Raw genomic sequence first — 24,128 nt, 5'->3', positions numbered from 1 at the left:
TCATCCTGAGCCAGGATCAAACTCTCCAATAAAGTTAGTTTGTCTAGCATCTAAAATAAAAATTGACGTTTCACGTTGTTTGTTTCGTTCAGTTTTCAAAGAACTACTTGGCCGCTCATTTGCGACTTCCTTATGTTAACATCTTCGTTAGTTAATGTCAACTAAGTTTTTCATTTCGTTTGTCGCTTTCGACGTTAATGTCATCGGCGACTTGTTCTATATTACACCTCTAAGCTCTAATCGTCAATATATTTTTATAAAAAATATAAAAAGGCTTATTTTAAAATAAGCCTTTTTATCACATATCATTCTATTCATTTATTATTTTTCTATAATTGGTAACGAGACGATAAATTGAATAGTGCCATCCCTATATTCCGCTCGAATACTACCACCTTGTAACTCAACAATACTTTTCGCAATCGCTAAACCGAGTCCCGACCCTTCCGTTACTCTACTTCGAGATTGATCCTTCTTATAGAAACGTTCAAACAAATTCGCTAACTCTTCTCTTGTAAACTCTTCACTATGATTCGCAATTACAATTTGTATATCCCTACGCTGCCTTTGAAGAGAAACTTTTATCTCTCCATCATCTTTACTATACTTAATTGCATTCATTAGTAAATTATCAAATACACGAACCATCTTTTCCGAATCAATCGATGCATAAGCACGTTCCTCAGGAAACTTCTTAACAAAAGTAAGTCCATGCTCTTCCGCTTGCGGTACTAACTCTTCTATTAATTGCTCAAGCAACTCATTTACACATACTTCTTGTTTTTCTAATACAACTTGTTCATTTGTTAACTTCGTATACTCAAATAAATCTTCTATTAAATTTTTTAACTGCTCCGACTTTGCAAAAGCAATTCTCGTATACTCATCGTGTTGTTCTTTATTTTCATATTTAGAATCTCGAAGTAATCGTAAGTAACCCATAATAGAAGTAAGTGGTGTACGCAAATCATGCGATACATTTGTGATAAGCTCATTCTTTTGCTTTTCTAATTTACGTTCCTTTTCTATATTATTCATAAGCTCTTCTGCCATATTATTAATATTCTCCGTTAAAGCTGCAATCTCATCTTCACCTTTTTTCTCAATGCGGTAGGCTAAGTTACCTCTTTCTATTTCCTTTACGCCTTGTGCCATTGCTTCAATCTGCTTCATCTTTCTCTTTGTTATATAGAAGAAAGAGAAAATGAATACAAGTACACCAATTAAAAACGGGAATGGTCCTTCTTGCGTATCATATATTACCTCTCCCTCTGGAATTCCACTAACAAACATGTACAAATTCTTTCCTTCAATAGTAATAGGTGAAAAAGATATAAACTCTTTTCTTGTACTTTCAAATACATTTCTACCATCTGTATAATTAATCGCGAATGATGCTGCATTACGAATCGTATTATGCAAATCGATTTGCTCTTCTTGCGCTTGCTTTGTTTTATATAAAACTTTACCACTTTCATCAGTAACCAATATCTTCAAAGCTCTAGACCCTTGCTCTAAATTTTGGTTCTCCATTTCGATCATATTTGATATAGCTTCTAATTTATTTTCATGAACCGAACTATTTGCCGCTCCTTGAGCTTGGTGATTAATTTGTTCCATACCAGCCCGATAATCGATAGTTGCTTCACGATTCGCATTCTCAAAAAACGGTGCTGCTGCCTTTGCTGACAAAACTCCTAATAACGCACAAGCAGCAAAAGTAGTAATCAATTGAATCCTTATACTCTTTCGTACGCTCTTTACTAATTTCTCAATTAATTGTCTTATTTTCCTTATATAAGTAAACGGATTAAATATCTTTTTCAATCTTATACCCCACTCCCCATACTGTTTTTATATATCTAGGTTTCCTTGGATTCTCCTCAATCTTTTCACGCACTTTTCGAATATGCACCATTACAGTATTATCAGACTGGAAAGATCGTTCGTTCCACACCTTTTCATAAATTTGCTCCGCACTAAACACCATACCTGGATTTCTAGCTAGCAATTCTAAAATTGAAAATTCCCTCGGAGTTAGTTTCACTTCTTCTCCCTCTACAATAACTTTATGGGTCGAGATGTTGATTTTCATCTCCCCAATTTCTAACTCGTCCTCATTTTGAATAGCGAAACCATTCATTTTCATATAACGGCGTAACTGAGATTTAATTCGTGCAATTAGCTCTAACGGATTAAACGGCTTCGTTACATAATCATCTGCCCCTGTTGTTAATCCTAAAATCTTATCCATATCTTGCGTTTTGGCAGAAAGCATAATAATAGGCATTTCTTTCGCTTCCCTTACCTTCATACACATATGAATACCATCCACTTTCGGCATCATAATATCTAATACGACTAGATGTACTTCATTTTCTTCCAATAGACGTAATCCTTCTTCTCCGTCTCCTGCTTGTAATACTTTATATCCTTCATTCTTTAAATAGATTGTAATTAAATTCCGAATTTCTTTTTCATCATCTACGACAAGTATTGTTTCGTGTGCCACAATATCTCCCCCATCACTTTTTTAATCCCTAACTTCTATTATAGGAAAACTTCTGAAGAAAAACGCTCGGAAATCCTTAAGATTTTCTGAAGACGCAAAAAAGGTCTAGACTCCCCTTAAGTCTAGACCTTTAAAAAACCCCTTTTATTTACGAACGTAGATGAAATATAGTACGAATAAAACTCCCATAACATACATAATCGGATGAACCTCTTTACGACGACCACTTACTACCATTGTAATTGGATAGAAGATAAATCCAATCGCAATCCCAGTTGCGATACTATACGTAAGTGGCATAGAGATAATTGTAAAGAATGCTGGCACTGCAATCTCGAATTTCTTCCAATCAATTTCCCCTAAGGAAGAAACCATCAAGATTCCTACAATAATTAAAGCCGGCGCCGTTACAGCTGGCGTTACAACACTTAGTAATGGCGAGAAGAATAGTGCCAGTAAAAAGAATCCTGCTGTTACAACTGCTGTAAATCCAGAACGCCCTCCTGCTGCTACCCCTGCAGACGATTCAATGTAAGACGTTGTTGTTGATGTACCAAGAATCGCACCAATTACAGTTGCAATCGCATCTGCAAATAACGCTTTTCCGGCACGTGGTAATTTATTGTTCTTCATTAATCCTGCTTGATTCGCAACCGCTACAAGCGTACCTGCTGTATCAAAGAAATCGATAAAGAAGAACGTTATAATAACAATCCCCATTTGAACTGTGAAAATATCTCCGAAGTGCGTTAACGCCACGCCGAACGTTGGTTCTAGACTCGGTATTGCTCCCACCACAGCTTTCGGAGTATCAATTAATCCTGTTGCTACTCCTAAGATCGCTGTAAGAATCATACCGTAAAATACTGCACCATTAATTTTCTTAATCATGAAGATGATCGTAGTAACAACCCCGAAGATTGCTAGTAACGTTGTACCCTTTGTTAAGTCCCCCAACCCAACAAGAACTGCATCATTTTTCACGATAATTCCGGCATTTTGGAATCCAAGAAATGCAATGAACAATCCGATACCTGCTGCTACTGCAAACTTTAACTCCGATGGAATTGCATTGATGATTTTTTCACGAATACCTGAAGCAGTAAGAATAATAAAGATAATACCTGACATTAATGTTCCGGCAATTGCTGTTTGCCATGGAATCCCCATCGTTAACACTGCTGTATAAGCAAAGAACGCGTTAATTCCCATACCTGGCGCTAAAGCAATTGGATACTTCGCGAAAATACCCATAATTAACGAACCGATCGCTGCCGCTAATGCCGTAGCAACGAATACTGCACCTGGATCCATCCCTGTACCTGCTGGTAACCCTTTAACATTTCCAAGCGACAGCGTAGCAGGATTGACAAATAGTACGTAAGCCATAGATAGAAATGTCGTTAACCCTGCTATGAACTCAGTCTTATAATTCGTACCGAGCTCATCAAACTGAAAATAGCGTTTCATCCTACGTTTCCCCCGTTATATGATTACTCGCCGCATTTCTCCTAGCCCTCTTTTATCCCGAGAAACAAAAAAGGCTTCCATTGCATATATACATGGAAGCGTTCTATGAATAAAGATAAGATTCCCCTCACCTTTATAAAAACGCCTCGTAGTCAAGCCATTTACGGTAGCTAGGTAGAAACTTTCGGGCCATATCCCCGATATTATACGACGGCTATAATATTCACTTTTTGTTTGAATTACATAATCATATTAACTCGACGAAGTAGTTTTGTCAATTTAAAAACGAACGTTTTTATAAACTTTTATAGTTTCGTTCGTATTAACACCAAAATAAAAAAGATCCACCTATGCATAAGCAATAGATGGACCTTTTTATAAATACTATTCCCACTCAATAATGGACGGTACTCCCTGTTTCCTTAAATAACAGCACCTTTTGAAAAAATTCAGTGTTTTGGTGGTGTGTTTGGTGGGAAATACAATCACCGAGCATCTAGTAAGTGAAATCTCCACTAATCTGCTTTTAAATCTGCAAATGTTTCGTTTATCGTTTTTACAAATATTTATAATTATATATCCAGCTCATCACATTTCCACTAATACATTACTAAAATTAATCGTAACACAAATCAACATATTCTTCTAATACAGGCAACAATGGACTTCATAATATTTAAATGTATCGATATTTATAAACAAAAAAAAGCCTAATTATATAATCAGGCTTTTTTTAAGCCGTTAATAAGTTTCCCCGGCCACATTCCTCGATATTAACTACAAACTCTAGTGCTAATATAGATTTAATCTCTGATTCATTAACAACAATAAAGACCAAATCTAGAAAATCATCAACATAACTTATTTGTCCGAATTGTTCGAGGATATATACTTTATTCATGTCATTTAAATGAACTGAAATCTTCTTTTTCATAAGTTCAGTACCTCCAATAAACTTTGTAATTCAAATCGCCCATTTCCTTGTTTACTTATCGGCTGATCAACTAATGGTGTACAACTACTTATAAGTATATCTTTAACTCGTTCGATTTCAAGTTTTGGATGGCACGCGGCTACTATTCCCGCTACTATAGGAGCAGCAAAAGAGGTTCCGCGATACAAATCTGGTACTCCTTCATAAATAGTTAATCCATTGGCAGGAGCAAGTAAGTCCGGTTTGTTAAATCCATTTATATGCCCCTTATTACTAAAGAATGCAACTTTATTCCCATCTTCACTTATTCCTCCTACAGAAATCATTTTTTCTGCACAGGACGGGCAACGAGCGGTTTTTCCTTTATCTCCATCATTTCCAACTGCCCCAATAATTATGTATCCTAAATCAACCATTTTATTTATTGCTTTTGATAAAAAACAATTCCCCTGGCAATTCCTATCAAATCCTATTGACATATTTATTACTTTTATTCCTTCAATTCCCCTTATCCATTTCAAGGCCCTATGTACTGATTCTTCATCAATACCATCTTCATGACAAACCTTTGCGGAATAAATCTTTGCCATACTAGCATATTTCTTTACAATAGATATCACTATATTTCCATGTCCTAAATGAGCCAATGGATTAGGACCCGACGAAAAATTTTCAGCGTCCTCTACTTTTCCACAAAATTCTTCATTGTAACCCGAATCAATAACTGCTATTCCGATACCTAATCCATATAATCCTGCATTTCTAAGCGATATATTCTCTATATCTGGTTTACTATGAACTTTTATCTCTGCATTATTATTTTTTCTTGGTTTTCCAAGTAAATAACCTATTCCACACTCTTCGAAATCATTTATAAAATCTATTTGTTTTAAGACCTCTGAAGATTCTGCTTTTATAATTGCAAATTCAGGCATGAAGTTTTCATCATAAAATCTTAGCTCTAAATGCTGTTCACTTAATTTTTCTTTTAAAGTTTTATAATTAAAAGTCTGATTTAAATTAATGTTAAATTTTTTCATTATCCCTATATCCTTCCCCTTTAAACTTACAATACCATTCGACATAAATCCTAATTTCCCTTCCAAACTTTACATATAATTTCTATAAAAGATAGAATTTCAAATCCATCTCTCTTCTTTATAAAGATAATTAATTTATTATAATTGATTAAAGATAAGTTTGTATACAATCCACTTTGGATAAATATTCAAATTAATATAGTGTTATTAAAAAAGCATCCATATTTTTCATTAGAAAGCTTAAAGTCCAAATTGATACTTTACACATCACACAATCTACAAATATATAATTGTATTAACAAGTATTAATCCATAAAGAAAACCTAACATTTTTAGTTAGGCTTTTTTATGCAACGTTTAAAAATATCCTTCTACAATTTCTAGCTCTATCTTGTCTTTGCTCCAACTGTTTGAAATTCCGAACGCACTTTACAGCGAGCCTTTCTCCATGTTGCAAGCAGTATCAGCACCCTAACACTTTTCTTTCTCTCTAAATAAAATTATCCTCTTACATTACTTTTATTTAATACTTGATTACCATTAAATATAATTTTTGTACGTTCAGCCGTTTTGATTTCAATATTTCCAGTCATTGCGTCAGCTATTGCAGTATCAGCACCACTCCACATATGAGCATAGTGCTTTAAAGTAATCTCTGGACTTGAATGCCCCATACGTTGAGATAAAACAAGCACCGATACATTAAATTCATTGATGAGATATGAAGCATGGGAATGACGTAATCCCTTTGCTTGTATCTTTTTCACTCCTGCGAATTTAGAATATCGCTCAATAATTCTTGATATCGTTGATTTAATCATCGGTAGACCATCATAACTAAACACAAAATCATTTTCCTTACCTAATCCAATCTCTGTTTGCCTACTTTTCCAGTCATTTAAAATTTTGATAGTGTCATCATCCAGTGCTACTATTCTCTTTCCATCTTCTGTTTTCGTATATGAATTCCGTTTCCAATCCGTTCTGTTTTTCAGAATAAGCATATGATGAATCCGTATACGTTTCTTTATTAAATCAATGTCATTCCAATATAAAGCTGTTCCTTCATTCACACGAATCCCTGTCATATAATAGACCCACAACATAACGAAATTTAGGTGTTCATAAAAATCACCAATATAAATTTGATTTATCACTTTTTCAAATTCTTGTTTCGTCCAATAGGGTACAATAGCTTTTCCTTTGTTGATTGCCCTAACCTTTTTTGAAATATTGTATTCTAAATATTGCATTTCCACAGCTTTATCTAAGCTTTTACGAAATGTTCCAAAAACTAGACTTGCATAGGATTGAGCATATCCAGCTCCTCCATTCTCTTGACTTGTTAATAACCATGTACGAAAATTTTGTACGTCCTCCACTGAAATAGAACGGAGAGGAATAGAAGCAAACCTATCTCTTATCTTTTCCAATATTCTTTTCTTAATAGAAAAGGTACTTTCTTCAACGTCTGTTTGATAATACGGTATATACACAGTATTCATAAATTGCTCGTAAGTCATTTTATAGTTAGCGTAACTATTGACTTTATGATATTCTCTCTTTAATCGAGTTAACTCTTTATTAGCTTCGAACGCGGAAGAAAAGGGCTTTCCATTAACGTCTTTTCTTCCTTTTTTTCGTATTCGTTTTCCTGTAATCCGATCAATGCCAAATTCTGATTGATAAAAGAAATTCCCTTTATCATCAACATATACACCAGGGTATTTTGTTGTTTGCTGCGTTCTATTCTTCATTAAGAATTACTCATTTCTGTTATAAGAGAAACTCCTAAAATGGATTCAACCACATCCCTCGGTACTCTTCCTAGTCTTTTGTTGTTATAATACGGACAACCTTTTTGCACCATGATTGCTTTTGCTTGCCTAATTAGTGAAATAGCTTGATATTTCTTATATCCTAGTCTAATTAAATCATCTTTACATATTGTTGTACCCATCACAACAACCCCTTTCCACGCTAATATTCATCCTCACTCATAAGTTCTAAAACACGTTGCTCAATTAATGTTTGGTCGGACTCAGTAATTTTTTCTTTCCCCATATGTATTAACTCTTTCAAATAAAGCTCAGCATATTTTTCACCATATACACGCCTAAATGACTCATAGAGCATACTGATTGATTTTACTGTAGCATTTTCAACCCAATTTTTCTTTTTCTTTAAAGTGAGCTTTTCACGCTTTACTTTTAAGGGAATTACCTCAATACCATCTACAAATTTTTGCCACCATCTCATTGTAGGAAGTCTATTTTTATTATGTAAATCACTAGCACTCTTAGGTTGTGTCTTGAAACAATAATGAGCTGATAAAATACCTTTAACTATAGTATTAAGTGGTTTCCCATTAGATATTTGAAGAGCAACTTGCATCGCTTTATTTCCGGTCAGCTCTAGTTCCCATCTGACCCACTTTTCAACATTTACAACTTCATCTGCATTATCTCTTCTTTCTTGTTTCTTATCATAGATTCGTAATATTTGCGGAGATGCACCAATATACAATGTAAAACCGGTCAATTTCCCATCAAGAATCCTACCACTATTTATTTCAATAAATTTATGACTTTTCGTACTTAATTGTCCTCGTTTCACATAATCCTGCAACGCTTTTACAGATGGAGTAGAATCATCAAAAATATCTAAAGCCAAATCTATTCTTGATACCTTACCTTGTATTTCTAAAATAACTGATACAAATTTGTACCAATGCCAACCATCAACCCTCGACATGTATTCTTCATATTGTCTACACGCTTGCCCAGACATATCTATAAGAACACTACTATGACTTCGTGAAGAATGAAGCTTTATATTCGCAAAGCTAATGCACATATCATAAGTGGGATATGGAGACCCCTTAATCTCTGAAGAAAATTCAGAAATAGGGATTCCTAAAACTTCATCAGCGACTGCCGGCAACCCACTATTTGGAATTGAACAACGAAGGTAATCAATTAAGCACTGATTACTTCGCTTTTGACTCATGTACTTCACCAATAGTGTAACTATCAGCTTCAATTTTAAGTTCTGCATACTGCCATGTATCGATCATTGGCTTACCTTGTCCGACAAATGTTTTCTTTTGCACCTTTTTAGGTTTTACTTTAAGACCGGTAAAAGAAATTGGAATAAATTCACCATCTTCATAATCATCAAAGATAGGTAGGCTATCTTGTTTTTCAATAACTACAGTAATAGGCGAGCCAATTTCAGTACCACCATTTTGTAATACAAGCTCAATAAATGGTCTATCGTAAACTTTAAAAGTTATTGCATACTTACCTGTTTCAACTAGCTCACCATTTAGATTCTTTTCTTTTTCAATTCGAGTAGAAAAACCATCTTTTTGCACTAACATTGCTGTAGGAACTTTAAATTGTTTAATATCAAAGTGAAAATCACCTAATTCAACATTTTCCGAGTCATTTAAAGAATGTAATATTGACGATTTTAAAATTAATTTTCCCATATTTTAAAACTCCTTTTTATCATTTTGAAATCCCGAACTCCCGGGATTTTGAGTAACGCTCCAGACTTAGAGCCCCAAAGAGTTTCGCAACTTCTATTGAGGGAGATTCACCAGTGTTACCCACTGGTCGCTTCACTAATTTTGGTTATTTATAAGTGTTGGGCAAAGAACGCCCAACAGGGCATAACTTTTCACGAGCGTTTCTTGCCACTCCGTTTGTCGACTAACGTCGCCACCGAAACCCTCGCAAAAAGTTACGCTCAATTTTTTTGATTGATGAAATCACTTTATTTAGAGGTATCAGTCATTTGCTGATTTCCCATCAATTTTTCTATTTCTGCTATAAAGTCAAAGTCTTTGTCTATATATGGGGTTTCAAAATAGACTGGGGCAGTGTGAATGCCATCCAGTTGAATATATCCACCACCTTTCTCTGTAACCGTCTTATATTCAACGTTATTGGTATCAAATATCATGTTATAGCCAATTGAGTCCATAGCACCTAAACCTGCTTTAAAACCCATCTGTGCCCTTATATTCGTAGGCAGGTCATCTGCTGAAGGACGTTGCATAAGTATTTCTATCATGACGCCTGCTTGTCTGCCTTTCATAACGATTTGAAAAACGTAATCTAGAGCTTCTTTAGCAATTTTCTTATCTACAGAATGCATAAAAGCTGAAAATTCATCAAAAATGACAATGACAATAGGCAAGTTAAAGTCCCTATAGGTTTTACCAAAAGCCGACACATTATCGAAATATTCGGAATAACGTTCTTCCATTAATCCCACGACTTCTCTTAGCATTTTGCATATTTGATTGGCTTCTGTAGCAACTTTCTCTTCAAATCCCGTAACAAAACGCAAAAGGCTCAAGTCTGCTTTTTTAGGGTCAACAATTCTTAAATCAGCTTGAGGAGATAAATTCAAGTAAGAAACTATTTTTCCCAAAATAAAGAACGACTTGCCCGATCCAGTCCCTCCGACTACAAGCGAGTGTACTACCTTGTGGAGTTCGTAAGATATATTTCCAGTAATTCTAATTTCATCTGAATCATTTGATTTACTTATTGCTGAAGCTAGGTTAATTCGTTCGTCTTTGTATTTTAAGAAAGCATAATCAACATAGTTAACGGTTATATTTATTGATTCTAGTTCCATTCCTAAAGTAGCTTCAAGGTTTTCGCCAAGATTGGTAGCTTCTTTTGTAAATCGGTCACCATTTCTTGCTATTCGTACATATACTTTTTCGTTATCCTCTTTGAAATAAATTTGAATAACTCTCTCAATTATTCGTTCTTTTACTTTTTTCCCATCTTCCTCAACCTCAACTACAGTTTCATCAAACAATTTTATCGAATGAATCATATAGGCTAGATTATTAGCAATCCATGACCTATGGCCCTTAACAAAGTCAAAGTAGAATCTAATACTTTTATAAATAGATACCACCCAAAGAACTACTATTAGTACATCAACGAAGCTATTGAAACTCATATAGCCATGAATCACAGGAATATCAATTATTAGTGGGGGGATAGCGTTTGACACCTTCACAAAGAAAACCGTCAGCATAAGGATGAATATTACAAAGAAATATTTTAATAATTTATTTTTCCTTTGTGGATATACAACCTCTTGCCAATCATCGTTTCTTTTATTGATTATGTTTGTAAGTGCATTTCGCTTCATGGATTGCTCCTTTCAAATCTTATTAGCTTAGTTTCCTTTTTCCCACACTGATGAAAATCCCGCTAAAATTTTTACCAAGAACTCATATGAGACACCTCTAGTACTGCCATTAGGATATATCGCTTTATTAGCCACTTCTTTCAAATCTAAATGTAACTGACTTCCTTTAGGCATTCGTTCTTTAATTTTTTCAATTTCAGATCCGGTCGCTTCTTTCGCAAACACATCCCATTCAATTAGGAACCCATTTTCAAGTAGCCACTCAATCGGTTCTGAGGATTGGCTATTTCCCTCTGTATTTGTATTCTCACAGTTAATACCTTCCCCATCAAAGAAATCAGTAACCCTTTCTTTATAGTGCTCCCTTCGCCCAAAGCTAGGAAGATTTTGACCTTTTATCACTTCACTTACTACTTCATAAAAAGCACCGTTAAGAGCTTCCCAAATATTATTGGAATCACAATAAACAAGTATTGTCTGCTTATTCTGTCCGTTTTTAGCTTCATCACTGAATCTATCTATAACAATTGTCACTTGGTTCTTTCTCAAAATATTCACCTCTCCGTATCGTGATTAATTTAAGAACGGGAATTAGCCCCCGTTCTATTTTTTCTTAGAATTAAGTAATAAACGTTTTTGAAATAATCCATCAATGTATTTGACTTTCGAGTCCAATTGGTTAATCAATTTGCTAACTTCAAATACGGAACAAGCATATCTACCTGACGAAAGATTCGCAATTAAATCTAATTGCTTCATTGCTCTTTTCATCCTCTTTTCTAACAGTCTTTGGAATTTTTTCTCTTTTGTCGTCATACTATTTTCCTTTCTTCTTTTTAAAATTAATCTTCAATTACAATTTCTCCATTATCACCAATGTGATAATCACCGTTTCCGATAGCTACAGATTCCATATACTCATCTAAATACTCAATGACTTCACGTTGTTCCTCATCTGACAAATTTTCAAATTCTTCTTCAAGCATTTCAATTAATACCTCCCTCACCAACTTTAATCACGCAAATAGACACCAAATTGCGTTAAAATAATATTATCACCATAAATTCACCTGGTCAACACCAAAAATACATATATTTGCGTGATTTTTTGGTGAGTTACTATTGAAAATAAATATTTGTTCTCGAAAAAGGCAAAATAAAAAGGCTAATCTAAAATGATTAACCTTTGTTTTAGTATTTATTTTTCTTCTTTTTTCTTCTTTTCCATTAGTTCAACTTGATTTTTTAGTGCATATCCAATAGCAAAACCTTGAGTTACTTTTCCTCCTCCAGATTCTTCACTAATCAATTTTTGCAACTTTGTTAAGTTCTCTTTTGCTTCAATAGATAATGTAATTGTCATTCTCATAAAATTGCCTCCTATAAATAAACATCCTATTACGTGTCATTTTACCACCAATATGGTGATTTCACAATTTAGTAGAAAAATCATTGAATACACACACTTATCAATTAACCCCCCAAGAAATATATCTTGGGGGGTCTTTTGGTGGTGAACACTATCATAAATCAAGCATTTAAAACATTTAACAAGTTGAAAAACGCTTTAAGATAGGCTTCACAAATATTATTAATTTAATGTCTTATTCCCACTCAATAGTTGCTGGTGGCTTACTCGTTACATCATACACGATACGGTTAACGTGTTTTACTTCGTTTACGATACGTACAGAGATTTTCTCTAATACGTCCCAAGGGATACGTGCCCAGTCAGCTGTCATACCGTCGATAGATGTTACCGCACGGATACCTACTGTGTAATCGTAAGTACGCTCGTCACCCATAACACCTACGCTACGCATACCAGGAAGCGCAGTGAAGTATTGCCAGATTTCACGGTCTAAGCCCGCTTTAATAATTTCTTCACGTAAAATCGCATCAGATTCACGAACGATTTCTAATTTCTCTTCTGTGATTTCACCTAATACACGAATACCAAGACCCGGTCCTGGGAATGGTTGACGCCATACGATTTCATCAGGAATTCCTAATTCAGATCCTAATACACGTACTTCGTCTTTAAATAACGTGTTTAAAGGCTCAATTAATTTGAACTGCATGTCTTCTGGAAGTCCACCAACGTTATGGTGAGATTTAATTGTTTGCGCAGTTGCTGTACCACTCTCAACGATATCTGTGTAAAGTGTACCTTGCGCTAAGAAGTCCATACCTTGTAATTTTGACGCTTCATCATCAAATACGTAAATGAATTCGTTACCGATGATTTTACGTTTTTGTTCTGGATCTTCTACACCTTTTAACTTGTCCATGAAGCGGTCTCTTGCATCCACTTTAATAACGTTCATATGGAAGCCTTCGCTAAATGTTTTCATAACGCCTTCTGCTTCACCTTTACGAAGTAAACCGTGGTCAACGAAAATACATGTTAATTGATCACCAATTGCTTTATGAATTAATACTGCTACAACAGAAGAGTCTACACCGCCACTAAGTGCGCATAGTACTTTTTTGTCTCCAACAGTTTCACGAATCTTTTCTAATTCTACTTCAATAAAGTTCTCCATGTTCCATCCTTCAGAACAACCACATACACCGAATACGAAGTTTTTAATTAAATCGTTACCGTGCTCAGAGTGACGTACTTCTGGGTGGAATTGTACACCGTATAAGTTTTTCGCTTCATTGCTCATACCAGCAATTGGGCAAGACTCACTTGTTGCATCTACTACGAATCCTTCAGGTAAACCCGTTACTAAGTCGCCATGGCTCATCCATACAACTTGCTCTTCTGGAAGGTTCGCATATAATTTTGATTCGTTCTCTACTTTAAGAACAGCTTTTCCGTACTCACGGTGATTTGCACGCTCTACTTTACCACCGAAGTGTTGCGTCATAAGCTGCATACCGTAACAAATACCGAAGATTGGTAAACCTAGTTCAAAGATTTTTTCATCACAATGTAATGCACCTTCACCGTATACACTATTTGGTCCACCAGAGAAAATAATCCCTTTTGGATTCATTGCTTTAATTTCTTCTGCAGTAATTGTATGTGGATGAAGTTCACTGTATACACCGAACTCACGAATTCGACGTGCTATTAACTGATTGTATTGACTTCCAAAATCTAAAACGATAATTGTATCGTGTTGTTTCTTCAAAATAATCACCCCAACGTTAGTTCTCGTATATAAATATTTTCACCAATTTGGCGAAAAGCATTACCAATATAATAAAAAAAGCCAGTCCTCCGCCTCTAGTCTCATAACAAAGAAAAGGCAGGGGTCTGACTTTATAAAGAAAGATAGTCTCCGCTCTTTATAAATATAAGACACACTGCCTTCATAGTCAGGTTGTTTACGGTAACCCGGTAGAGACTCTCAAACCATATCATTGAGGATATATGAAGGATCGTTTTATATTATCTTCCTAGATTCTAACAATGAAGTATCAATATGGTCAAGAGAGAAAGCGACAAAATTCTACAGAAATTCATTTCCTTTTCTAAAAAACATAAAAAAACATCCATTTCTATATAGAAATGGATGTTTTTTAGGACAAACGGAATTACATCATTCCGCCCATACCGCCCATGCCCATGCCGCCCATGTCAGGCATTGCTGGTGCATTTGGTTCTGGCTTGTCAGCTACTACAGCTTCAGTTGTTAAGAACATAGCTGCAACAGATGCTGCGTTTTGAAGTGCAGAACGAGTTACTTTAGCTGGATCTACGATACCAGACTCAAGCATGTTAACCCATTCGCCAGTAGCTGCGTTGAAACCAACGCCTACTTTTTCGCCTTTTAGACGCTCTACAACTACAGATCCTTCTAGACCAGCGTTGATTGCGATTTGACGAACTGGCTCTTCTAGTGCGCGAAGTACGATGTTGATACCTGTTGCTTCGTCGCCTTCAGCTACGATAGAAGCTACTTTTGTGTATACGTTCATAAGTGAAGTACCACCACCTGCAACGATACCTTCTTCTACTGCTGCACGAGTTGAGTTAAGTGCATCTTCAATGCGAAGTTTGCGCTCTTTTAACTCAGTTTCAGTTGCTGCACCTACTTTAATTACTGCTACGCCACCTGCTAGTTTAGCAAGACGCTCTTGTAATTTTTCGCGATCGAATTCAGAAGTTGTTTCTTCTAATTGCGCACGGATTTGACCGATGCGAGCTTCGATTTGTTCTGTGCTTCCTACACCTTCAACTACAGTTGTGTTTTCTTTTGTAACAACAACTTTACCAGCGCGTCCTAAAGATTCAACTGTAGCAGATTTTAAGTCACGGCCTAATTCTTCAGTGATCACTTCGCCACCAGTTAAGATTGCGATATCTTCTAGCATTGCTTTACGACGGTCACCAAATCCAGGAGCTTTAACAGCTACTACATTGAATGTACCACGAAGTTTGTTCACTACTAATGTAGCTAATGCTTCGCCTTCTACATCTTCAGCAATGATAAGAAGTGGTTTACCTTGTTGTACCACTTGCTCTAATACTGGTAAGATTTCTTGAATGTTAGAAATCTTTTTGTCAGTAATTAAGATATATGGGTTATCAAGAACTGCTTCCATTTTGTCAGAATCAGTAATCATGTAAGGAGATGCATAGCCACGATCAAATTGCATACCTTCTACTACGTCTAATTCTGTTGTGAATCCTTTAGACTCTTCTAAAGTAATAACGCCGTCGTTACCAACGCGCTCCATTGCTTCAGCGATTAATTGACCTACTTCTTCGTCAGCTGCAGAAATAGCAGCTACTTGTGCGATAGAAGATTTGCCTTCGATTGGTTTAGAAATCGTTTTTAATTCTTCAATTGCAGCAGTAACAGCTTTTTCGATACCTTTACGAAGACCCATTGGGTTCGCACCAGCTGTTACGTTTTTAAGACCTTCACGAATCATAGCTTGCGCTAATACAGTTGCAGTTGTTGTTCCGTCACCAGCTACGTCATTTGTTTTGCTAGCAACTTCTGCTACTAATTTCGCACCCATGTTTTCGAATGCATCTTCTAATTCGATTTCTTTTGCGATTGTTACACCATCATTTGTAATAAGTGGTGAACCAAATTTTTTCTCAAGTACAACGTTACGACCTTTTGGTCCAAGCGTAACTTTTACTGCGTTTGCAAGAGTGTCGACACCGCGAAGCATCGAACGACGTGCTTCTTCACTAAATTTAATATCTTTTGCCATAATAATTGACCCCCTTGGATTTTTTAAGATTTATATAATTAACCGATAACTGCTAAAATGTCACTTTCACGTAAAATCAAGTAGTCTGTACCTTCATATTTCACTTCAGTACCTGCATATTTTGAGAAGATGATAAGATCACCTGCTGCTACCTCTAAAGCAACACGCTCACCATTCTCAAGCACTCGACCAGTACCTACTGCAACAACTTTACCCTCTTGTGGTTTTTCTTTTGCAGTATCTGGTAATACGATACCACTTGCTGTTTTTTCTTCTGCTTGAACAAGCTCAATTACAACGCGATCACCTAATGGCTTTAGCATGAACAATAACCTCCTCATTTTGTTATGTAAATTTCTTTTATTAGCACTCAAGTCATCCGAGTGCTAACACACTTATAATAATAAATAATCTCAATTTCTTTTGCAAGTAAAAAAATCATAATTTTTTCGCAAATCACTATATAAACTTTCTATATACAATACTGCCTTTACTATATGAATCGTTGTTTCCACTGCTCGTATGTTACAATATGAAAGGACACCCTAAGTTGTTTTCGCTACACATACAACTTTCTCCTGTCTTCTATTATAATTTCAAATAAGGATTTACGAAAAAAACATAATTCAAGAGGTTTATATCGTAGGTAGCATATTTACATGTTATCCTAACTTATCTCATACACTATAGTTAGAAAGGATGGTTAAACCATTTGAAGAAACAATACTGGTGGATTATCATTACATACATTTTAATGCAGTTATCTGGCGTTTTTGGATTACCACTTCTCCTAAAAACAGGACTCTATGATAATAGAGGATTTACCATTGAAGAAAAAGGACAAATCATAACGGGACACTGGGCAATCATTAGCTTCTTTATTGCATTATGTATCGTGCTTTGGTTACTTAGAACAGATATTCGTGACAGGCATTTAGATCCAATGCGCTCTTCTGTTCCAGCTACTATTGGATGGATTTTTATCGGGTTCTTCTTAGCAATCATCTCACAATCCATTGCAGGTATGATTGAAATGTATGTATTTGGGGTTCCACGTGGATCTGAGAATACAGACAGACTGATGGACATCGCAAGAACGATACCTTGGTTCCTTATTGTTGTATCTATAATTGGACCTATCTTAGAAGAAATCGTATTTAGAAAAATTCTATTCGGCACGCTTTATAAGAAGTTTAACTTCTTTATCGCAGCTATCATTAGTTCGCTTGTATTCGCAACAATTCATTTTGATTTTACTCACTTATTGGTATACACTGCTATGGGGCTCGTATTCGCCTTCTTATATGTGAAGACGAAACGTATTATCGTTCCGATTGCAGCTCATGTTGCTATGAATACATTAGTCGCTATTGGGCAAATTTTTATGAGCAATGAACAAATTCAAGAAATGATTAAAGAAGCTGAAAAAATGCAAGGCTTTATCGGAGGATTTTTTGTATGAGAAACTCACCATTGTTCATGGCTGCACTATACTTCCTTCTTGGATGTATCTTTACACGCTTCGCCATTACGAACGTGACAGATACAATCTGGAATATGTGGACAATACTATTTGCAGTTATGGCAACAATTGATTTTAATTTGGCACTTCGCCTTATATTAGTTAAATTCACAAAGAAGAAACAATAATAAAACGCAGAGGTCGCTTCCTCTGCGTTTTATTGTGGATAGTTTTTCAAAAAGTAAACTAATGTTTGTAACTCTACAGCTAAGTCAATATGATGAATTCTAATATTCTCTGATACGTTTAATCGCGCTGGTGTGAAATTCAAAATACCGTGCACGCTTGTTTCAGCTAATCTATCTGCTACAGCTTGTGCTACTGTAGCCGGTACTGTTAATATTGCCACTTGTATATCATTTGATAATCTCTCTTCTAATTCATCTAAATGATATACAGGAATGCCCCCGATTTCTGTTCCAACTTTCTCTTCACTAACATCAAATGCCATTTCAATTTTTGTATTATTGTTTTTCGTGAAATTATAATGTAAGAAAGCGGTCCCTAAATTACCTACTCCAATAAGTGCTACACGTGTTATATCATCTTGATCAAGTGTTTCGCGGAAAAATGATAATAAATAATTTACGTTATATCCATATCCCTTTTTCCCTAACGCTCCAAAATACGAAAAATCTCTTCGTATTGTTGCGGAATCTACTTTTACTGCCTCACTCAATTCGGCCGATGAAACACGCTGCTTACCAGAAAGAGATAAGTTTTGGATAAATCGATAGTATAGAGGCAATCTTTTAGCAGTGGCTTGTGGAATCTTTTGCTGATCCATATGACCTCTCCTCTCTTCCTATCTTTATTCATATACTTTAATCAAATACAGAAGTTTAGCACTCATTAAATTCCTTGTATAATAAAGAGAAGAAGTATTCTCTCTTTATTTTAAACTATACACTATTTTTAGTATGATTGAGAAATATAAACATGGCAAAGTTAAGAAATTATTTGAGGTGAAAACATTGATTTTATTACAAGTAAACGCGCTTTCGAAATTATACGGTGCAGAAACGATTCTTGCAAACATAAAATTGGAAGTACAAACAAAAGATCGTATCGCATTAGTTGGAAGGAATGGAGCAGGAAAATCTACATTATTAAAAATTATCGCTGGTGAATTATCTCATGATGGTGGCGAAATTATAAAACCGAAAGATGTCTCAATCGGATATTTAGCTCAAAATACTGGACTAGAAACGTCTTTAACAATTTGGGATGAAATGCTAACCGTCTTTACCCACTTACAGCAAATGGAGACAAAACTTCGAAGGCTTGAGCAAGAAATGGGAAAAGAAGAAAACTTTTCAAACGAAGCTACATATGAAAGATTGTTAGCTGATTATGACCAACTACAACTCAATTATAAAGATCAAGGTGGATATCAATATGAAGCGGATATTCGCTCCATTTTAAGCGGCCTTGGCTTCCCAGTTGAAACGCACCAGACGACGATCTCTACTTTAAGCGGCGGGCAAAAAACAAGATTAGCTCTCGGGAAATTATTATTAACAAAACCAGACTTACTTATTTTGGACGAGCCTACAAACCATTTAGACATCGAAACATTAACATGGCTTGAGCAATATTTGCAAGGTTATCCTGGCGCAATATTAATCGTCTCACATGACCGTTATTTCTTAGACAAACTCGTTACACAAGTATATGAAATTTCGAATAAAGAAAGCAGACGATTTGTTGGTAACTACAGTAAATATTTAGACTTAAAATCAGCATTATATGAGCAAGAAATGAAACGTTACGAAAAACAACAAGATGAAATCGCAAAACTTGAGGACTTCGTTCAAAAGAATATAGCTCGCGCTTCTACAACGAAACGTGCTCAAAGTCGCCGTAAACAACTAGACAGAATGGAATTATTAACGAGACCATTAGGGGATTCTAAGTCAGCATCATTCCACTTCGATATTGAAAAACAAAGTGGAAATGATGTTTTACAAGTAAATGATGCAACCATCGGTTATGATGAAAACCCTATAATTGAACATGTAACTATGCGCTTAACTCGCGGAGATAGTGTTGCTTTAGTTGGTCCAAACGGAATTGGGAAATCCACATTGTTAAAATCCATTGTGAATAAGTTACCACTATTAAATGGTGATGTTTCTTTCGGATCAAATGTATCTGTTGGTTATTATGATCAAGAACAAGCAAACTTAACATCTTCTAAACGGGTTTTAAATGAACTATGGGATGAATATCCACTGCAACCGGAAAAAGAAATCCGTACTATACTTGGGAATTTTTTATTCACAGGAGATGATGTACTGAAACCAGTATCTTCCCTTAGTGGTGGACAAAAAGCTCGATTAGCTCTTGCAAAACTTATGATGCAAAAGTCAAATTTGTTAATTCTAGATGAGCCTACGAACCACCTTGATTTAAATAGTAAAGAGATTTTGGAGAATGCTTTAATTGATTACCCAGGGACTCTTCTATTCGTCTCACATGACCGCTACTTTATTAACCGTGTAACAACGACTGTGGTTGAGTTATCAACAGAAGGTGCACAGGAATATTTAGGGGATTACGATTACTACGTTGAAAAGAAAAATGAAATGATTGAACGTGCAGAACTTGAACAGCAAGAAAGTGACGTTCCTGTTCAAAAGGTGGTTGCACAAGAGAAATTAAATTATTTAGAAGAAAAAGAGCGTAAAAAACTAGAGCGTCAACGCACTAGAAAAATTGAAGAGCTAGAACAAAGTATAGTGGAATTAGAAGAAGAAATTGCTACGTTAGAAGATCAACTTTGCTTACCAGAAATATATGCAGATTATGAAAAAGCTAGTGAAATTACAACTAAAAAGCAAACGCTACAAGAACAACTTGAAACTTGTATGGCAGAATGGGAAGAGCTGCATGTATAAGCATATTTAAATAAGGAAGATGTCTTATAAGTCAGGATTTTTGACTATGTGACATCTTTTTTTAGTACTTAAACAATTTTTTGAATATATCTATCGTAACTTAGAATATACTAACGATTTTTTAAATATATCTATTGTAACCCTATATATATTAACAATTCGACACGAAATATCGTTTTAACGACAAAGATTGACAATATTAGCATCTTCTATAATGGGGAGATGTTTCAAAATGTTTTTCGGGGATATCTTCTTGCTTTTTATTTCCCGAAAAAGAACAAATTCAAAGGTCTGACATCAACCTATTTATCCACAAGTTTATACACATATCCACCTTTATAAAATAAACATCAAAATAACTTTTCCACATTATCCACAGTCAATAAAAAAGTTATCAACATTTTATATACACAATAAAACCCACATTATCAACAGATAATATGGGTTTTATCCACAACCTGTGGTTAATTATGTGTATAACTATGCTTCAATATCTAATCCTGGATTTGCATTTAAGGCTAATGTTGCACGCTTACCTTGTTCATAAGCAATTGTCCCTGCCGCTGCAATCATCGCTGCATTATCTGTGCATAAAGATAGCGGCGGAATAATTAATTCAATGTTTTCTTTTTGTGCAAATTCCTCTTCTAATCGCGCACGAAGTCCTTTATTAGCAGCTACTCCACCAGCAAGAAGTAATTGCTTTACATTATAAGCTTCTGCTGCACGAGCTGCTTTCGTTACAAGTACATCTATTACACTTTCTTGGAAACTTGCCGCTAAATCTTCTGGTGCAATTTCTATACCGCGCTGTTTTGCGTTATGCACAGTGTTGATAACTGCTGATTTCAATCCACTAAAGCTAAAATCATACGAATCCGGTTCTAGCCATGCACGAGGCAAATCAATTGTCGGTTCTCCTTCATGTGCAAGGCGATCAATATGAGGACCACCTGGATATGGCATAGATAACGTACGAGCTACTTTATCATATGCTTCTCCAGCTGCATCGTCTCGTGTTTCACCAATTACTTCGAATGAACCATGTTCTTTCATATAAACAAGTTCTGTATGCCCACCAGATACAACAAGTGATAATAACGGGAATTGAACTTCTTTTACTAAACGGTTCGCATAAATATGACCAGCAATATGATGAACACCGACTAACGGAATATCATGTGCAAACGCTACTGCCTTCGCTGCATTTACTCCAATTAGAAGTGCTCCTACTAAACCAGGACCTTCTGTTACAGCAATTGCATCAATATCATCGAATGTGATGTTTGCTTCCTTTAAAGCTTCTTCTAACACAACTGTAATTTCTTCTACATGATGACGGGATGCAATCTCTGGTACAACGCCGCCAAAACGTTTATGACTTTCAATTTGTGATGCAACGACATTCGCAATAATTTCCGTTCCATTTTTAACAACTGCTACTGCTGTTTCATCACAACTTGTTTCAATACCAAGTATAATCGTATTTTTTTCCATTATATATTCACCCACATTACGAGACCATCTTCCTGATTGTCTGCATAGTATCGTTTACGAATCCCACCATTTTGAAATCCGTATTTTCTGTATAACTGCTTTGCTACTTCATTTGATACACGTACTTCAAGTGTCATTGTTTTTACCCCTAGTTCTTTCGCTTCAGAAATAACTGCTTTCAATAGGGCATCTCCTAACTTTTGACCTCGGTATTCTGGCAAAATAGCTATATTTGTTATATGTGATTCATCAATAATTATCCACAATCCACAATACCCGACTACACGACCATCTTTTTCTAACACAATATAATGTGCATGTTCATTCATCGTTAATTCACGGTGAAAGGCATCTGCAGTCCAAGGAGTTGAAAAAGACGCTTCTTCAATAGCTACAATTTGAGCAATATCATCAAGCTCCATCTTTCTAAATATCATATCCATCTTCTGCAAGCTCCTACTTGTTTTGACTTTCTAACCACTTTGTTTCAGCTTCAGCTAAACGAAGATAGCTTGGAACAAACGTATGCACATCTTGTTCTTCTTTTTGTAATCCTAAGAATGCTAGCTCACTTGGTCTTGGGTTATTTTTAGTAAATGGAGCGAATACAGCTTGATCACCTAAATGTTCTATAATTGTTTCTTTATGCAATTTAACATCGTTACCGATAAATAAAACAGGCTGTCCTTTATCTTTTAACATTTGCAACCAGTCTACAATAAGAATAATTCGGTCTTCTTCTATTGAAGTTAACTGCTCTCCTTCATATGTATATAACCCAGTATAAATTTGCCCACGTCTTCCATCAAATAAAGGACAAATTAACCCGTTAAAGTTAGCACCGTTTGCAGCTACTACCTCTAAACTTGATACACCTACAATTGGTATTTGAAGTGACCAAGCTAATGTTTTCGCCGCTGTCACGCCTATACGAACACCTGTATAGGATCCAGGTCCAGCAGCTACAACGATTTTAGTTAATTCCTTCGGTTTTACGCCACACTCTTTTAACAGTTTCTCTACAGCTGGCATAAGACGTACAGAATGGTTTTTTGTTAAATTTGTAATGATTTCCCCAATTACGTTTTCTTCCTCAATAAGGGATACACCCATTACGTAATTTGAAGTATCAATTGCTAGTACTTTCATCTTGTAATAGCTCCTCACATAATCTAATATAGCGATCTCCAATTGGCTCGAGTATAATTTTTCTTGTGTCATCTCCAGCATGGAATAAACTAATTTGTAACTTTTCATTCGGTAAATATGCTTCTATTAAATGAGCCCATTCTACTACCGTAATTCCTTCACCGTAGAAATATTCATCAAAGCCTAAGTCCTCTTCACTTTCTGCTAAGCGATACACGTCCATATGATATAGCGGTAATCTTCCTTTATATTCTTTGATGATATTAAAGGTAGGACTATTTACAACTCTTTTCACTCCAAGACCTTTTGCTAGTCCCTTTGTAAAAGTCGTCTTACCAGCTCCAAGATCTCCTTCTAAAATAATTACGTCTTGTGCCTCTACGAGCTCACCTAGTTTTTCTGATAACCTTTGTGTTTCCTCAGAAGATTTTGTTGTTACTTCATATTTACTCACAGACTTCACCTACTTTACTCACAATGTTCTCTGCTCTTTATTATACAGGTTTTGAATATATAAAAAAGTCCTTAGGAGTTGTCCTAAGGATAGTTTGACTGTCTTTATTAGTTTTTTGTTAAAACAAATAAAAAAATACGAAACAACTTGTTTCGTTCTTTTCTTTATATGAAATGGCGGTCCCGACCGGGGTCGAACCGGCGATCTCCTGCGTGACAGGCAGGCATGTTAACCACTACACCACGGGACCATTTGGTTGCGGGGACAGGATTTGAACCTGCG

At 35.5% G+C, this 24,128-nt stretch carries 25 protein-coding genes, 1 tRNA gene and 2 riboswitches; of the genes, 3 read left to right on the top strand and 23 right to left on the bottom strand.

Translation table 11 applies throughout. The features are described 5' to 3' along the window. Positions 1 to 321 precede the first annotated feature (321 nt). The 17 genes from ampS to groES all read right to left on the bottom strand — a co-directional run bounded on the left by ampS (position 322) and on the right by groES (position 16,647). Entirely contained in the window at positions 322 to 1,827 is a 1,506-nt protein-coding gene (gene ampS, locus MR112_RS28230; RefSeq protein WP_242245873.1) for an aminopeptidase AmpS, read from the bottom strand. Continuing rightward, on the bottom strand, positions 1,811 to 2,512 hold the full coding sequence (locus tag MR112_RS28225; RefSeq protein ID WP_000929885.1) for a response regulator transcription factor: 702 nt from the start codon (positions 2,510 to 2,512) through the stop codon (positions 1,811 to 1,813). The genes ampS and MR112_RS28225 overlap by 17 nt, the downstream gene beginning before the upstream one ends. 144 nt (positions 2,513 to 2,656) lie before the next feature. Then, positions 2,657 to 3,982: an NCS2 family permease gene (locus MR112_RS28220; protein ID WP_000833082.1), complete on the bottom strand. Its 1,326-nt coding sequence runs from the start codon at positions 3,980 to 3,982 to the stop codon at positions 2,657 to 2,659. Between the two features lie 129 nt (positions 3,983 to 4,111). Beyond that, positions 4,112 to 4,214, bottom strand: a riboswitch (purine riboswitch). A gap of 501 nt (positions 4,215 to 4,715) precedes the next feature. After that, on the bottom strand, positions 4,716 to 4,916 hold the full coding sequence (locus MR112_RS28215; RefSeq protein WP_085451153.1) for a DUF2129 domain-containing protein: 201 nt from the start codon (positions 4,914 to 4,916) through the stop codon (positions 4,716 to 4,718). Continuing rightward, a complete protein-coding gene (locus tag MR112_RS28210) occupies positions 4,913 to 6,001 on the bottom strand; it encodes a S8 family peptidase (RefSeq protein WP_098162181.1) in 1,089 nt (362 codons plus the stop codon). Before MR112_RS28210 ends, MR112_RS28215 begins: the two co-directional genes overlap by 4 nt. 455 nt (positions 6,002 to 6,456) lie before the next feature. Then, a complete protein-coding gene (locus MR112_RS28205; RefSeq protein ID WP_098162182.1) occupies positions 6,457 to 7,713 on the bottom strand; it encodes a tyrosine-type recombinase/integrase in 1,257 nt (418 codons plus the stop codon). After that, entirely contained in the window at positions 7,713 to 7,916 is a 204-nt protein-coding gene (locus MR112_RS28200) for a DUF3173 domain-containing protein (protein ID WP_016119021.1), read from the bottom strand. The genes MR112_RS28205 and MR112_RS28200 overlap by 1 nt, the downstream gene beginning before the upstream one ends. Before the next feature lie 20 nt (positions 7,917 to 7,936). After that, positions 7,937 to 8,965 (bottom strand): replication initiation factor domain-containing protein, encoded by a 1,029-nt coding sequence (locus tag MR112_RS28195; protein ID WP_098162184.1) that lies wholly within the window; start codon positions 8,963 to 8,965, stop codon positions 7,937 to 7,939. After that, positions 8,946 to 9,449 (bottom strand): hypothetical protein, encoded by a 504-nt coding sequence (locus tag MR112_RS28190; RefSeq protein WP_059303377.1) that lies wholly within the window; start codon positions 9,447 to 9,449, stop codon positions 8,946 to 8,948. Before MR112_RS28190 ends, MR112_RS28195 begins: the two co-directional genes overlap by 20 nt. A 287-nt stretch (positions 9,450 to 9,736) precedes the next feature. Then, on the bottom strand, positions 9,737 to 11,140 hold the full coding sequence (locus tag MR112_RS28185) for an FtsK/SpoIIIE domain-containing protein (RefSeq protein ID WP_208105342.1): 1,404 nt from the start codon (positions 11,138 to 11,140) through the stop codon (positions 9,737 to 9,739). Positions 11,141 to 11,167: 27 nt separating this feature from the next. Beyond that, on the bottom strand, positions 11,168 to 11,689 hold the full coding sequence (locus MR112_RS28180) for a hypothetical protein (protein ID WP_059303375.1): 522 nt from the start codon (positions 11,687 to 11,689) through the stop codon (positions 11,168 to 11,170). Positions 11,690 to 11,743: 54 nt separating this feature from the next. Beyond that, positions 11,744 to 11,956 carry a hypothetical protein gene (locus MR112_RS28175; protein WP_098162185.1) on the bottom strand — a complete coding sequence of 71 codons (213 nt, stop codon included), beginning with the start codon at positions 11,954 to 11,956 and terminating at the stop codon, positions 11,744 to 11,746. Positions 11,957 to 11,982: 26 nt separating this feature from the next. Next, entirely contained in the window at positions 11,983 to 12,126 is a 144-nt protein-coding gene (locus MR112_RS28170) for a hypothetical protein (RefSeq protein WP_166572605.1), read from the bottom strand. A gap of 212 nt (positions 12,127 to 12,338) precedes the next feature. Beyond that, entirely contained in the window at positions 12,339 to 12,509 is a 171-nt protein-coding gene (locus MR112_RS28165) for a hypothetical protein (protein ID WP_162837641.1), read from the bottom strand. 235 nt (positions 12,510 to 12,744) lie between these two features. Then, positions 12,745 to 14,283, bottom strand: a complete 1,539-nt coding sequence (guaA, locus tag MR112_RS28160) for a glutamine-hydrolyzing GMP synthase (RefSeq protein WP_000743909.1) — start codon at positions 14,281 to 14,283, stop codon at positions 12,745 to 12,747. 164 nt (positions 14,284 to 14,447) lie between these two features. Next, a riboswitch (purine riboswitch) is annotated at positions 14,448 to 14,549 on the bottom strand. Positions 14,550 to 14,689: 140 nt separating this feature from the next. Then, complete coding sequence (gene groL / locus MR112_RS28155) at positions 14,690 to 16,324, bottom strand: chaperonin GroEL (RefSeq protein ID WP_001029993.1); 1,635 nt, start codon at positions 16,322 to 16,324, stop codon at positions 14,690 to 14,692. A 38-nt stretch (positions 16,325 to 16,362) separates the two neighbouring features. Beyond that, positions 16,363 to 16,647, bottom strand: a complete 285-nt coding sequence (gene groES, locus MR112_RS28150) for a co-chaperone GroES (RefSeq protein ID WP_000917311.1) — start codon at positions 16,645 to 16,647, stop codon at positions 16,363 to 16,365. Positions 16,648 to 17,036: 389 nt separating this feature from the next. Between groES and MR112_RS28145 the strand changes: the two genes are divergently transcribed. Further along, a complete protein-coding gene (locus tag MR112_RS28145) occupies positions 17,037 to 17,786 on the top strand; it encodes a CPBP family intramembrane glutamic endopeptidase (RefSeq protein WP_071740114.1) in 750 nt (249 codons plus the stop codon). Further along, positions 17,783 to 17,974: a YdiK family protein gene (locus tag MR112_RS28140; protein ID WP_001246201.1), complete on the top strand. Its 192-nt coding sequence runs from the start codon at positions 17,783 to 17,785 to the stop codon at positions 17,972 to 17,974. Before MR112_RS28145 ends, MR112_RS28140 begins: the two co-directional genes overlap by 4 nt. A 29-nt stretch (positions 17,975 to 18,003) precedes the next feature. On the opposite strand, the gene MR112_RS28135 is transcribed toward MR112_RS28140, so the two are convergent. Next, the gene (locus MR112_RS28135; RefSeq protein ID WP_000372699.1) at positions 18,004 to 18,633 is read right to left on the bottom strand and encodes a redox-sensing transcriptional repressor Rex; all 630 of its coding nucleotides are present in this window, start codon (positions 18,631 to 18,633) and stop codon (positions 18,004 to 18,006) included. Between the two features lie 187 nt (positions 18,634 to 18,820). Here MR112_RS28135 and MR112_RS28130 point away from each other — a divergent pair, with 187 nt between their 5' ends. Next, positions 18,821 to 20,746: an ABC-F family ATP-binding cassette domain-containing protein gene (locus MR112_RS28130; protein WP_000602146.1), complete on the top strand. Its 1,926-nt coding sequence runs from the start codon at positions 18,821 to 18,823 to the stop codon at positions 20,744 to 20,746. 480 nt (positions 20,747 to 21,226) lie between these two features. Here the strand turns inward: MR112_RS28130 and tsaD are convergent, their stop codons facing one another. The 5 genes from tsaD to MR112_RS28105 form a co-directional block, all read right to left on the bottom strand. Continuing rightward, positions 21,227 to 22,243 carry a tRNA (adenosine(37)-N6)-threonylcarbamoyltransferase complex transferase subunit TsaD gene (tsaD, locus tag MR112_RS28125; RefSeq protein ID WP_000414585.1) on the bottom strand — a complete coding sequence of 339 codons (1,017 nt, stop codon included), beginning with the start codon at positions 22,241 to 22,243 and terminating at the stop codon, positions 21,227 to 21,229. Next, positions 22,243 to 22,686: a ribosomal protein S18-alanine N-acetyltransferase gene (rimI, locus tag MR112_RS28120; RefSeq protein ID WP_000367190.1), complete on the bottom strand. Its 444-nt coding sequence runs from the start codon at positions 22,684 to 22,686 to the stop codon at positions 22,243 to 22,245. Before rimI ends, tsaD begins: the two co-directional genes overlap by 1 nt. 13 nt (positions 22,687 to 22,699) lie before the next feature. Then, on the bottom strand, positions 22,700 to 23,392 hold the full coding sequence (tsaB, locus tag MR112_RS28115) for a tRNA (adenosine(37)-N6)-threonylcarbamoyltransferase complex dimerization subunit type 1 TsaB (protein WP_000865740.1): 693 nt from the start codon (positions 23,390 to 23,392) through the stop codon (positions 22,700 to 22,702). Then, complete coding sequence (tsaE, locus tag MR112_RS28110) at positions 23,373 to 23,846, bottom strand: tRNA (adenosine(37)-N6)-threonylcarbamoyltransferase complex ATPase subunit type 1 TsaE (RefSeq protein ID WP_000049642.1); 474 nt, start codon at positions 23,844 to 23,846, stop codon at positions 23,373 to 23,375. Before tsaE ends, tsaB begins: the two co-directional genes overlap by 20 nt. 174 nt (positions 23,847 to 24,020) lie before the next feature. Then, positions 24,021 to 24,096: transfer RNA gene (locus MR112_RS28105), tRNA-Asp, on the bottom strand. Between the last annotated feature and the right edge of the window lie 32 nt (positions 24,097 to 24,128).

The sequence above is a fragment of the Bacillus cereus group sp. BfR-BA-01330 genome (assembly GCF_022663885.1).
Classification (GTDB): Bacteria; Bacillota; Bacilli; order Bacillales; family Bacillaceae_G; genus Bacillus_A; species Bacillus_A cereus.
This window is presented reverse-complemented; position numbering and strand designations above follow the sequence as displayed.

Coding starts and splice junctions, on each gene's coding strand:
- groL (WP_001029993.1), bottom strand. CDS start 16,324: ATGGCAAAAGATATTAAATTTAGTGAAGAAGCACGTCGTTCGATGCTT.
- MR112_RS28140 (WP_001246201.1), top strand. CDS start 17,783: ATGAGAAACTCACCATTGTTCATGGCTGCACTATACTTCCTTCTTGGA.
- tsaB (WP_000865740.1), bottom strand. CDS start 23,392: ATGAAAGTACTAGCAATTGATACTTCAAATTACGTAATGGGTGTATCC.
- MR112_RS28175 (WP_098162185.1), bottom strand. CDS start 11,956: ATGACGACAAAAGAGAAAAAATTCCAAAGACTGTTAGAAAAGAGGATG.
- MR112_RS28195 (WP_098162184.1), bottom strand. CDS start 8,965: ATGAGTCAAAAGCGAAGTAATCAGTGCTTAATTGATTACCTTCGTTGT.
- MR112_RS28215 (WP_085451153.1), bottom strand. CDS start 4,916: ATGAAAAAGAAGATTTCAGTTCATTTAAATGACATGAATAAAGTATAT.
- MR112_RS28185 (WP_208105342.1), bottom strand. CDS start 11,140: ATGAAGCGAAATGCACTTACAAACATAATCAATAAAAGAAACGATGAT.
- groES (WP_000917311.1), bottom strand. CDS start 16,647: ATGCTAAAGCCATTAGGTGATCGCGTTGTAATTGAGCTTGTTCAAGCA.
- MR112_RS28210 (WP_098162181.1), bottom strand. CDS start 6,001: ATGTCGAATGGTATTGTAAGTTTAAAGGGGAAGGATATAGGGATAATG.
- MR112_RS28190 (WP_059303377.1), bottom strand. CDS start 9,449: ATGGGAAAATTAATTTTAAAATCGTCAATATTACATTCTTTAAATGAC.
- MR112_RS28205 (WP_098162182.1), bottom strand. CDS start 7,713: ATGAAGAATAGAACGCAGCAAACAACAAAATACCCTGGTGTATATGTT.
- tsaD (WP_000414585.1), bottom strand. CDS start 22,243: ATGGAAAAAAATACGATTATACTTGGTATTGAAACAAGTTGTGATGAA.
- MR112_RS28220 (WP_000833082.1), bottom strand. CDS start 3,982: ATGAAACGCTATTTTCAGTTTGATGAGCTCGGTACGAATTATAAGACT.
- rimI (WP_000367190.1), bottom strand. CDS start 22,686: ATGGATATGATATTTAGAAAGATGGAGCTTGATGATATTGCTCAAATT.
- MR112_RS28170 (WP_166572605.1), bottom strand. CDS start 12,126: ATGCTTGAAGAAGAATTTGAAAATTTGTCAGATGAGGAACAACGTGAA.
- MR112_RS28135 (WP_000372699.1), bottom strand. CDS start 18,633: ATGGATCAGCAAAAGATTCCACAAGCCACTGCTAAAAGATTGCCTCTA.
- MR112_RS28200 (WP_016119021.1), bottom strand. CDS start 7,916: ATGGGTACAACAATATGTAAAGATGATTTAATTAGACTAGGATATAAG.
- MR112_RS28165 (WP_162837641.1), bottom strand. CDS start 12,509: ATGAGAATGACAATTACATTATCTATTGAAGCAAAAGAGAACTTAACA.